We start from the raw sequence: 12,175 nt of genomic DNA on the forward strand, positions 1-12,175 counted from the left end.
GAAAATCAGGTGATGGTATGAAAGCGCCTTCTGAAGGAGGCACTTTTGAATCGTTTCATGAAGGCACTAATGTGGTCGGCGAATGGCTCTCAGGCCTTGATTGTCAGGTGCTAGGCAAATGCGGCTGCTAAATTCTGCAATTCAGGTAAGTGCGCTGGTTTGTCCTGCTGAACAATATCTTCATTGATTTTCAAAATCACAGACCGAAAGACATCTGTATTCGTTTTGAAGCCTTGTGCGGTGATTAAAGCGTCGATTTCAGACAGTCGATCCGGATTGAGTTTGAGTGAAAGCCTTTTTGAGGCTTTTGCTTTCGCTAAATCTGAATGGAGTAATGCGTTTAAATTCTGTGCAGAGTATCTTCCACAGCTTAATGCATGAAGATAAAAGAGAATCAGTGGTTTATGAAAGCTTTCGGTTAAGGTTGGATCAATCTTCTGGGATGCCAGAGTCAGAATGTCTAAGTAATGTGCCGGAAGTCTGACATCAATTGAGGTTCGGCTCTTGTTGTATTCAGCCCGGACTTTTGCGGTTGATTGCTTTGGGAGACTGACAACTTGGTGGCACGAATCGCAAACTGCCGCCAGCACATTGCTGACGGTTCCCGATTGGTCACTGAATGCGATGTCACGAAGTGCGTATGTTGCATGCGACAAGCCACAGGTCGGACAGACCACTTGTCTTTTGTCACCTTCTTTCACGATTTTCATCTTAGATTTCGCTCTCATGTACGCTGATGAATACGACATCGGGTTCCAACAAAGTAAAATTTTATGTGCCAAGTACGCCCGTCTTTATGTGGTTTGAACACGTGAACATCAATCTCGGGGGCTCGATGATGGGACTCACGTCATATTCATTTCCACGGGTTTGTTTGATGAGTTCGATCACATACTCGTCGGACAATTGACCGCATTGGAACAGATTCTTGACGTCAATGTTGTTTCTGATTTCGTGGTCATAGGCACCTGCTTCAAGGCATGTAATGACTTGCTTTTTGACGTTTTTGAATCCCATCGTTCAACCTATACATTATGTACGCCACATTACGTACAAGTGGTTTCGTGCAAGGAGATGATTTGAAAACGGCAATGGTCTTCGCTCAAGTGGTGAGGAGACAAGTTCACGAGCGATCGATATTGTGGCAGATAAATCGACCTATCATTTGCATCACTTTTCGATCCATTTCATGACTGCGGATGAGTCAGCCGAGGAGACTTCCCTTGTATCAAGCGTGAGGGTGATACCTTTTGGGGGCACTGATCTGGTTTTGTCACCGTCATCCCCCGTTGAGCACTTCTACGCTCAACTTCTTCTTTATCGCCCTGTACTACACTTACCCCAGATCATCCCGCCTGAAACCACCTCAGTTTCAGACGGATAAGTCATCTTTGTATTTCCGTTGACCCTGTTTGACCAAACGCCTTTGACCGGAGTGAACCATGGCTGATCTTTTTGGGTTTGATGCGTTTTCACCGAAGCAAATCGCTGAAAAGGTGGACAATGTCGGCGTGATGAAAGCGCGTTTGCCACTGTTGTCGATGGTGATGCTGGGGGTGCTGGCAGGGGCGTTTATTGGCTTAGGCGCGCTGTATTTTGTTCTGATCAAGTCGGATGCGAATCTGGGGTTCGGCACCAGTCAGATGCTGGGAGGCGTGGCATTTTCTCTGGGCTTGTTGCTGGTGGTGGTGGCCGGGGCTGAGTTGTTTACCGGGAATAACTTGCTCGCGATGGCCTGGGCGGATCAAAAAATCACGTCGGCTGAGTTGCTGAAAAACTGGCTGGTGGTGTGTGGTTCTAACTTTGTCGGAGCCGCAGGGCTGGCGGTGTTGGTGTATTTCTCAGGGCACACCGCGCTGAATCAGGGGGAGATTGCGGAGCGGTATCTTCAGATTGCGGCGGCCAAATGCAGCTTGCCATTTTGGATCGCTTTTTTCCGCGGGGTGCTGTGCAATATTCTGGTCTGCATGGCGATCTGGATGGCCATGGCCGGACGGAGTGTGGTGGATAAAGCGATTGCAATTGTTTTTCCGATCTCTGCCTTTGTTGCGGCCGGGTTTGAGCACAGTATTGCGAACATGTTCTTCATTCCGCTGGCGATGCTGATTCAGACCTTTTCGGATACGGCTACAGGGACAGATTCAGTCACCTGGCTGGGGTTTATCGGGAATCTGATCCCGGTCATTCTGGGTAATCTGGTCGGGGGAAGTGTGCTGGTTGGTCTGGTGTATTATGTGATTTACCTGAGAAAACCCGCTTCAGGCGCTGAAAAGCCTTAATTCATCTGGCTATACGTGAAAGCCAAAAGTTGAGACAGAGAAATGGCCGACCACCTCAAGTCACACGGACCGGGATTGCTATACTGAATGCCAGAACCCGCTGTTGGATTGTGCATGACCATGGCTTCTTCAATCGTGAAAACTGTCTGTCCTTTTTGCGGCGTCGGCTGCGGGATCAATCTGAAAGTTGACGCGCAGGGAAATTTGGCGGGCGTTGAACCGCAACGCAGTCATCCTGTCAGTCGCGGTAAGTTGTGCGAAAAAGGCTGGAGCACGGCCTATGCCATCCGGCCGGATAACCGGATTACCGAGCCTTTAAAACGTATTCATGATCGTTTTTATCCGGTGAGCTGGGATGAGGCACTGGACACTATCAGCGAGACCTTACAAGACATTCTGGCAGAATCCGGCCCTGAGTCGGTGGGTGTGATCAGCAGCGCCCGCGCCACCAATGAAGATAACTATGCTGCCCAGAAGTTTGCCCGTGCCGTCCTGAAAACTAACAACATCGACCATTGCGCCCGGATTTGTCACAGTCCCACAGTGGCCGGACTCAAGCAAACGCTGGGTTCCGGGGCGATGACCAACAGCACCCAAGATATTTTTGAAACCGAGCTGATCGTAGTGATCGGCGCGGATCCGACTGAAAATCACAGTGTTTTTGGTGGACAGATTTTTGAAGCGAAGCAGCGCGGGGCGAAGCTGGTGGTGATTGATCCCCGCGTCACCCGGCTGGCGAAAGTAGCGGATATTCATGTTCAGCTCAAACCGGGCAGTAATATTGCGCTCATCAATGCGATGCTTCATGTCATCCTCAAACAGAATCTCCACAATCAGTCTTTTATCAGTCAGCGGTGTGATGGGTTTGATGCGCTGGCTCGAAACGTGGCAACCATCACCCCGGAGTCGGTTGAATCCTGTACCGGCGTCAGTGCTGATGTGATCCGTCAAACCGCGATGCTTTACGGACAGGCCCAAAGAGCCATGATCCTGTACGGGATGGGAATTACCCAGTTTGTCAGCGGTACCCAGAATGTCATTGCATTGTCGAATCTGGCGCTGGTGTGTGGACAGATCGGCCGTCCCGGGACCGGAATCAATCCGTTGCGGGGTCAGAATAATGTGCAGGGTGCCTGCGACATGGGATGCCTGCCGAATGTCTATCCCGGTTACCAGGCGGTCGATGATCCGTCTGTGCAACAGAAATTTGCCCAGGCCTGGGGAACACAAGTCGCAACCACGCCCGGTCTCACGTCGCTGGGGATGACTAAAGCGACACTGGCGGGCGATTTTCGGGCTCTGATCATTTTCGGAGAAGATCCGGTCGTGACCGATCCGGATCAGAATCATGTCCGTGCAGCAATGAAAGAGATGGATTTGCTGGTGGTCGCGGAACTGACGATGACAGAAACCGCCAAACTGGCCGATTTTATTTTGCCTGCGGCTTCGTTCGCGGAAAAAGAAGGGACGTTTACCAACTGTGAGCGACGGGTCCAGCACGTGGCACAGGCGCTGCAACCGCCGGGTTCAGCCATGGGTGACTGGCAGTGGCTCCAAGCACTGGCCGCGAAGCTAGGCAGTGATGTGCTGAACTGGTCAGACAGTGAAGCCGTGTTTGATGAAATGGCGGTGCTGACGCCGTCTTATCAGGGGATGTCTTATCCGGGCATCATGCGTGCGCACGGCTTACAGTGGCCTTGTCATTCCGGCGCGCCTGAAGGGACCGCGATTTTGCATCAGACCACATTTCCGATTGGCAAAGCTCGGTTGATTCCGGTGCATCAGATTGAAATTGATGAACCTGCGGATGAACAATACCCGTTGCTGCTGACCACCAACCGGCTTCATTTCCATTATGGCTGCGGCTCGATGACCCGGAAATCACCTTTGCTGGAGCGGGAAATACCGGCCGGACTGTTGTTTATCAACCCTGCAGACGCCCGAGCACTGAAGATTCAGCGTTATTCGCCGGTGGGTATTCGCTCGCGCCGGGGATATGTTGAGACGCGGGCCATGATCACCGAGGATGTGCCGCCGGGGCTGGTCGCCATGCCGTATCACTTCAGGGAAGCGCCTTCGAATCAGCTGACGAATACCGCGCAGGATCCTGTCACGAAAATGCCTGAACTGAAGGCATGCGCAGTGTCAGTGTCGCCGTTACCGCCGGGTCAGGAACCCCAGGATATCGACCAGTTACGGGAGGAACCATAAGATGCAGCAGTATGTGCTGGAATCATTACAGGCGCTGCAAGTGCACCTGTCCCAGGCGCGGCAGTTCTATCAAGTGGTGGAAAGTGAAGGTGAGGCCTTCTGGCAGCATGTCCCGCTAGGGCCGTTTCCTGCGCTGACGTCGCAGCAACCCCTCAGTTCGGCGAAAGGATTCTTCTTTGCTGAGCAGGAAAGTCTGTATGTGTTCGATGGTCAGTTTTTCCGCGAAACGATTCCGGCACCCGAGCCCTTTGTGTTATTCGGCGTTCAAAGCTGCGACCTGATGGCGATTCATTATCAGGACATTTTTTTCGAACAGGATCCTTATTATCAGGCGCGGCGGCAGCAAGCCTTACTGGTGGGCGTGGATTGTGTTCACCCGTGTGCGCAGGGCTTCTGCCATCTGGTGAATGCCGGACCGGGTGTCAGAGATACCACGGCTGACCTGATTCTACATCCGCTTGAACACGGACAATGGCTGCTGATCGCGGTGACGGACACGGGCAAGGCATCGCTGCAAGGGCTGACACTGACGCCAGCTGCGGATCAGGACAAGCATTCGCGCTGGGATAATCTGAGCCATTGCGAGCAAGAGTTTGAGGATCAGACCTATATTCTGGAAGGCATTGAAAAACTCAATCGCGATCAGCCGTCGGCTGAATTCTGGCAACAGGTGGCGATTCAGTGCATTGCCTGTTCCGGCTGCACCACACTCTGTCCGACCTGTTCCTGTTACGGCACGCAGCAGACAGCGCTTGCGACAGACGATGCTTCCGGCTGTCAGGCTACACATTCATCGAGGACACCAAAAGCCCGGCAGGTTCGGTTCTGGGATTCCTGTTTATACGAAGGCTTTCAGCGTGAAGCCAGTTTCCACAATCCCTCGGCGCAGGCCGGTGAGCGGGTGAAGCGTTTCTGGTATCACAAATTCAGCAACGACTTTTTGCCGGAATTTGGCCGGTATGGCTGTGTGGGGTGCGGGCGTTGTGAGCAGACTTGCCCGGGCGTGATTGGTGTTCATTCGATCATGAAAAGGATTGTCAATGATGCATAACCTGACGCCAACGGCCATCCGTTTGATTGACTTTTACGATGATGGTGAGCATGCCCGTCATTTCCGGTTTCAATTGTTCAATACTGATCCCGGGGCAACTGCTGTACATCATGATTGGATGCAGGCCAAAACCGGACAGTTCTTCATGCTTTGTCTGCCTGCGGTCGGGGAAGCGCCTTTCACATTCACACAGGTGCCTGACCAGCAAGGGTATTTTCGCGCACTGGTCCGGAAAATGGGGCAGGTCACGTCAGCGCTGTTCCAGTTGGAACCGGGGCAGATTCTGGGTGCCAGAGGGCCGTATGGCGAGGGCTGGCCGATGGATCAGGTGATCAACAAAAGCATTCTGGTGGTCGGTGGCGGTTGTGGTCTGGCGCCTTTGGTTGGTGTGGTGAACCAGCTAGTCGCGCAGAAAAATTACGCACAGCTGATGGTGGTGTATGGTGCCCGCAGTCGTCAGGCGAGAATGCTGACGCCGGAGCGCAGGCAGTGGCAGCAGGCGATCCCGGTGTTTAACGCCATTGAAGACGGCGATCTTGAGCCGGGTCAGAATGAATTCAGTGGCACGCCGGTCGATCTCCTGCCGATGGTACTTGGTCAGTTTCAACAGGGTCCGGATGTGGTGCTGCTGGCCGGGCCGCAAGCCATGATGTTTGCGGCGGCAAAACATCTGGTGACCAGCGGGGTTTCTGAACAGGGAATTTATTTGTCCATTGAGCGCCGTATGCACTGCGGGGTTCGAACCTGCGGGCATTGTTATCTGAAAGACAAGTATATCTGTTCTGATGGTCCGACTTTCCGCTGGGATGTACTGCAAGCCTACATCCCCCAGAGTCCATGACGAATCAAGCCCATCACAAAGTTATGCTGACGCCCTCAGGTGCCGGTTACTCGTAACCGGCCGTGTTGATCTGGTACTTGAGTTCTGCCAGTGCGACTTGCTCGCAGCCTTTGGCGACCGAGTCCGGATTCAGGGAAATCGAATCTATTCCGCAATTGACCAGAAATTCAGCGAATTCAGGATGATCGGAGGGGGCTTGTCCGCAAATCCCGACCTTACAGCCATATTGGTGTGCCACGGTGATCACTTCAGCGATCATCTCTTTCACCGCATCGTCTCTGGCATCAAATAAGGGTTTCAGCTCGGCTGAATCCCGGTCGATTCCCAGCACCAGTTGTGTGAGATCGTTACTGCCGATTGAAAACCCATCGAAGCGCTGTGCAAAGCGGGCGGCCAGAATGACATTCGAGGGAATCTCACACATCACATAAACTTGCAGGCCATTTTCGCCGCGTTTCAGGCCCGCTTCTGCCATGACGTCCAGCACCTTGTCGGCTTCACCGGTGGTGCGGCAAAACGGAATCATCACAATGATGTTGTCAAACCCCATCGCTTGCCTGGCTTTGACGATGGCCTGGCATTCCAGCTTGAAGGCTTCCCGGTACAGCGGGTGGTAATAGCGTGACGCACCGCGCAGTCCCAGCATCGGGTTCTCTTCGTTGAGTTCAAAAAACTCACCACCCAGCAGCCCCCGGTACTCATTGGATTTAAAGTCTGACATGCGCACGATGACTGGTTTCGGGTATTGTGATGCTGCAATTTTGCCCACGCCCAGCGCCAGAAGGTCGACAAAGTAGTCCGGCTGGTGGGCATAGTTCCGGGTCAGGTGGCTAATGGACTCGCGAACCGATGGATCGGCCACTTTCTCAGGGTGGATCAACGCCATCGGGTGAACGCGAATCTGACTGGAGATGATAAATTCGATCCGGGTCAGTCCGATCCCGGCAACTGGCAGCTGCCACCAGCGAAAGACACCGTCAGGCATCGCTGCGTTAATCATCACGGCGGTTCGGGTGCGCGGGATCTCATCCAGATTCACTTGCTGAGTCTCGTACTTGAGGATGCCTTCATACACTTTCCCGACAGCGCCGCCCGCGCAACTTAAGGTGACCGATTGACCTTGGGTCAGGGCTTGGGTCGCATGTTCAGTGCCCACAATCGCCGGGACTTTCAGCTCACGGCTGACAATGGCCGCGTGGCTGGTGGGGCCGCCGGTGTCTGTAATGATCCCGGCGGCTTTGCGCATCAGGGGCACCCAGTCCGGATCCGTTCTTTCGGTCACCAGAATGGCGCCATCCGGAAACGCCTCGGTATTGTGCGGATCATTGATCTGAAAAACGGGGCCTGTGGCAATGGCACTTCCGACACTGGCACCTTCCAGCAGCAGGGTGGATGTTTCTTTCAGACGGTAATTGACCAGCACCGCCTGTTCTTTCTGAGATTCGACGGTTTCCGGGCGGGCCTGAACGAGATACAGCCCCTGAACGTCCTTCGCCCATTCCATGTCCATAGGGCAGCCGTAATGACGTTCAATGAGCACCGCCCAGCGGGCCAGTTGCAGGATCTCTTCATCAGAAAGTACTAGTGAGCAGCGTTCCTGTTCGGTCGTCGGCAGCGTGACGGTTTGTCTGCCGATGAAGGGGAGCTTTTCAGGCGTGCTTTCAGACGTGCTCTGAGGAGAGGCTTTAGACAGAACGTCCGTCGCATACACCATTTTCTGCTGCTTATTGCCGGGTTGTTTTTCGATAATGGGTCGCTTCCCGGCGATTTCCAGCAAAGGTTTGTACACCATAAAACGGTCCGGGGTCACGCTGCCCTGAACAATGGTTTCGCCAAGTCCCCAGGCACCGCTGATCATCACCACATCCGGAAATCCATTTTCCGTATCTAAACTGAACATCACGCCCGCTGCCTGAGATTCGATCATCTGCTGCACCCCGACAGACAGCGCCACCTGCTGGTGAGCAAAGCCTTTTTCCTGACGGTAGACAATGGCCCGGTCGGTATAGAGTGAGGCGAAACACTGCTTACAGGCGTGCAGTACCTGCTCCCGGCCACGGATATTCAGGTAGCTTTCCTGCTGACCGGCAAAGCTGGCATCCGGCAGATCTTCTGCGGTTGCAGAACTTCTGACTGCAACGCTGACATTGCTGTGACCCAATTCATCACACAGCTGCTGATAGGCATCGACAATCGCATCTTGTTGGGCGTCCGTAAAGGTGCCCTGTGAGATTAAGTGCCTGATCGCAGCACCGGTGTCTGCCAGTGTGGCCGAACCGTCGTCCAGCGCTGCCAGCAGCCGTGCGATCGGCTCATCCAGCTGATTCTGATGCAGAAAGTCACGAAAGAGCTGGGCACTGGTGGCGAACCCGGATGGAACCCGGATACCGGCATCTTTCAACTGGCTGATCATTTCTCCCAGACTGGCATTCTTACCGCCAACACAGGGGATGTCGGTGGTGCGTAACTGGTGATACCAATAGATGATCGGACTGGCAGGGCGCTGAGGATCAGAAGTCATACAGTTCTCCTTTCGCTGACTCTGAAGTCATTTAAAACTCAGAGGCGGGACTCAATTTATTTTAGAAGTGAATTGTTGTGCAGCCAGAAAAGTCGGTCCGGTTTTGTCGGACATCACAGGCCGGAAAGAATGACAGGGAGGACGGATTTTGCTGTCTATGCTTATCCGGAAGAGTCATGAGGGTTTTCCCGGGGAATGCATCGAGTGCTTTTTTGAACTGATCAGATTTGAGGTCTATAGCTCTGAATTGAAAGGAGGGGTGTCATTCGATCATGCAAAACCGAACAGAAAAAACATGGCATGAAATGACATCAGAAGATGTGCTTCATGCGCTGCATGCCAGTCAGGACGGCCTGTCTGCTGAAGAAGCGGCTACGCGTTTGCAAACCTGCGGACCGAACCGGCTGCCGGATCCGCCGAAGGAGCACCGGCTGATTCGTTTTCTGCGGCAGTTTCACAATATCCTCATCTACGTGCTGCTGGGTTGTGCGGCCATGACCGCACTGCTGGGACATGGGTCCGATACGCTGGTGATTCTGGCGGTTGTGATTGTCAATGCAATCATCGGCTTTATTCAGGAAGGGAAAGCAGAAGCAGCCATGGATGCTATCCGGCATATGCTCGCGCTGAAAGCCTCGGTGATCCGGGCAGGGACTCGTCACCAGATTGCCGGTGAGTTGCTGGTGCCCGGTGATCTCGTCTTGCTTGAAGCCGGCGATAAAGTTCCGGCTGATCTGCGGCTGTTGCAGGTGAACGGACTCCAGGTTCAGGAATCAATCCTGACCGGCGAATCTGTGCCGGTGAGGAAAAGTGTGCAGCCTGTTGCGGTGCATACAACGCTTGGTGATCGGGCATGTATGGCGTACAGCGGCACGCTGGTGACCCGGGGGCAGGGGTTGGGTGTCGTTGTAACAACGGGTGCAGGGACAGAAATCGGCAGGATTAGCGGCATGCTGTCGACAGTTGAAACACTGACCACACCTTTGCTTCGGCAGATGGATATATTTGCGCGGTGGTTGACGGTGTTGATCTTATTGATTGCCGTGGTGCTGCTGGTCTTCGGATATTTTGTCGCCCATTTCGATTTTACTGAGATGTTCATGGCCGTGGTGGGCCTCTCCGTTGCGGCGATTCCGGAAGGACTTCCGGCAGTCCTGACCATCACCCTGGCGGTGGGCGTGCAGGCGATGGCAAGACGCAATGCCATTGTCCGGCGTTTGCCCGCCATTGAAACGCTGGGCGCTGTGTCGGTGATTTGCACAGATAAAACAGGCACGCTGACCTGTAACGAGATGATGGTGGCATCCGTGGTCACTGAATCCCATGCGTTCTCACTGGACGGTGCCGGGTATGAACCCAAAGGGGAAATCCGGCTCAATGATGTTGCTGTCAGCGCCAGTGAGCATGCCATTTTAGCGGAAATTGGCCGAGTAGCGGCCTTGTGCAATGACGCATCGCTGCATCATCACGAAGGCGTGTGGGAAATTGTGGGTGACCCGATGGAGGGCGCTTTGCTGACGCTGACCGGTAAGCTGGGTCTGGCGATTGAAGAAGAACTGGCCGGATGGGTGCGGACAGACGTGATTCCGTTTGATGCCAAGCATCGGTTCATGGCGACCCTGAATCACGACCACGAAAATCATGCGTTTATCGCAGTGAAGGGGGCGCCTGAACAGATTTTTTCGATGTGTGTTTTTCAGCGAACGGTCGCCGGAGACATCGAACCGATTAACTTGGGGTACTGGCATGAAAAGGCCGAAGAGATTGCGGCGCTGGGGCAGCGTGTCCTGGCGTTTTCGGTCAAACCGGTGCCGCCTGAGCATACGGTGCTTGAATTGACGGATGTGGCGCAGGATCTGACACTGATTGGCATGGCCGGATTGATCGACCCGCCGCGTCCCGAAGCCATTGACGCGATCCGCGAATGTCATGCGGCTGGCATTCGCGTGAAAATGATCACCGGCGACCACCAAGGCACCGCCGTGGCGATCGCGAAACAGCTCGCTCTGCAAAATACTGAGCGGGTGCTGACGGGCGCTGATCTGGATGAGATGGACGATCCAACGCTGGCTGCGACTGTGGTTGAAACCGATGTTTTCGCCCGCACCAGTCCGGAACATAAGCTGCGTCTGGTGATGGCATTGCAATCTCACGGGATGACGATTGCGATGACGGGCGATGGGGTGAATGATGCACCGGCGCTCAAGCGGGCGGATGCTGGGATTGCCATGGGGCTGAAAGGCAGTGAAGCGGCAAAAGAAGCCGCGGACCTTGTACTGGCGGATGATAACTTTGTATCCATCGTTGCGGCGGTGCGGGAAGGGCGGACTGTTTACGACAATATCAAAAAAGTGATCAGCTGGACGTTGCCGACCAATGCCGGGGAGGCACTGACCATTGTGGTGGCACTGCTCTTTGGGATGACACTCCCGATCACTCCGATTCAGATTCTCTGGATCAATCTGATTACCGCGATCACGCTCGGGATAGCACTGGCCTTTGAACCGACGGAACACAAGAGCATGCAGCGTTTGCCCCGCCGCCGGGACGAACCGCTGCTGACCGGCGAACTGGCCTGGCGGATCATCTTTGTTTCGGTGTTACTGCTGGGCGGGGTGTTCGGTATTTACGCCTATGCGATCGATCAGTCTTATTCGATTGAACTGGCACGAACCATGGCCGTGAATACTTTAGTCGTGATGGAAATCTTCCATCTGTTTTTTATCCGGAATATCTACGGGACGTCACTGAAGTGGGAGCTGATTGTCGGCACTCAGGTTGTCTGGCTGACGGTGATTTGCGTCACTGCCGCGCAGTTCGCCATCACCTATTTTCCCCCTTTACAGGCACTGTTTGCGACTGTCGCTGTGCCATTTTGGGACGGGGTGATGATCGTGGTGGTTGGCATCGTGTTTTTTGCGATCATCGAAATCGAAAAGCGGCTCCGCTTGTTGTTGCGCGAGATGCACACCGGACATCAGGTGCCATGATTCAATCATCAGTGCTATCAGTCGTGCCATCAGGTCAGATGTTCATTCAGATAGTCGACCATCCCCGTGAAGGTCCTGACCTTGGGATAGTCCGTTTCCGGAATATTGACACCGCAGCTTTTTTTCAACGCGCTGAGCAGATTGAGGTAGTCCATTGAATCGAGATCGCAGGTGTCGCGTAAATCCTCATCCGGTTCAATGTCTTCCGCTGTGATTTCCGGTGCCACACTTTGTATTGCGGTGATCACTAAGGCTCTGATGTCGTCTTGATTCATTGCTGCT

General features: G+C 53.8%; 8 protein-coding genes. 5 read left to right on the forward strand and 3 right to left on the reverse strand.

Annotation, left to right across the window (positions count from 1 at the left end; translation table 11 throughout):
• Positions 1-110: 110 nt before the first annotated feature.
• Positions 111-701, reverse strand: a complete 591-nt coding sequence (locus ACYP03_RS10685; protein ID WP_459779704.1) for a hypothetical protein — start codon at positions 699-701, stop codon at positions 111-113.
• A 741-nt stretch (positions 702-1,442) separates the two neighbouring features.
• Between ACYP03_RS10685 and ACYP03_RS10690 the strand changes: the two genes are divergently transcribed.
• From ACYP03_RS10690 to ACYP03_RS10705, 4 genes are all read left to right on the forward strand, one after another.
• A complete protein-coding gene (locus ACYP03_RS10690) occupies positions 1,443-2,279 on the forward strand; it encodes a formate/nitrite transporter family protein (protein ID WP_459779706.1) in 837 nt (278 codons plus the stop codon).
• 120 nt (positions 2,280-2,399) lie between these two features.
• Entirely contained in the window at positions 2,400-4,490 is a 2,091-nt protein-coding gene (fdhF, locus tag ACYP03_RS10695; RefSeq protein WP_459779708.1) for a formate dehydrogenase subunit alpha, read from the forward strand.
• A 1-nt stretch (position 4,491) separates the two neighbouring features.
• On the forward strand, positions 4,492-5,541 hold the full coding sequence (locus ACYP03_RS10700; protein WP_459779710.1) for a 4Fe-4S dicluster domain-containing protein: 1,050 nt from the start codon (positions 4,492-4,494) through the stop codon (positions 5,539-5,541).
• Positions 5,531-6,382 carry an FAD/NAD(P)-binding protein gene (locus ACYP03_RS10705; protein ID WP_459779712.1) on the forward strand — a complete coding sequence of 284 codons (852 nt, stop codon included), beginning with the start codon at positions 5,531-5,533 and terminating at the stop codon, positions 6,380-6,382. The genes ACYP03_RS10700 and ACYP03_RS10705 overlap by 11 nt, the downstream gene beginning before the upstream one ends.
• A gap of 46 nt (positions 6,383-6,428) precedes the next feature.
• Here ACYP03_RS10705 and ppsA read toward each other — a convergent pair whose 3' ends face one another.
• On the reverse strand, positions 6,429-8,903 hold the full coding sequence (ppsA, locus tag ACYP03_RS10710; protein ID WP_459779714.1) for a phosphoenolpyruvate synthase: 2,475 nt from the start codon (positions 8,901-8,903) through the stop codon (positions 6,429-6,431).
• 272 nt (positions 8,904-9,175) lie between these two features.
• Between ppsA and ACYP03_RS10715 the strand changes: the two genes are divergently transcribed.
• Complete coding sequence (locus tag ACYP03_RS10715) at positions 9,176-11,893, forward strand: cation-transporting P-type ATPase (RefSeq protein ID WP_459779716.1); 2,718 nt, start codon at positions 9,176-9,178, stop codon at positions 11,891-11,893.
• Between the two features lie 29 nt (positions 11,894-11,922).
• On the opposite strand, the gene ACYP03_RS10720 is transcribed toward ACYP03_RS10715, so the two are convergent.
• On the reverse strand, positions 11,923-12,168 hold the full coding sequence (locus ACYP03_RS10720; RefSeq protein WP_459779718.1) for an acyl carrier protein: 246 nt from the start codon (positions 12,166-12,168) through the stop codon (positions 11,923-11,925).
• Positions 12,169-12,175: the final 7 nt, after the last annotated feature.

It is taken from the genome of Photobacterium sp. R1, assembly GCF_054600795.1.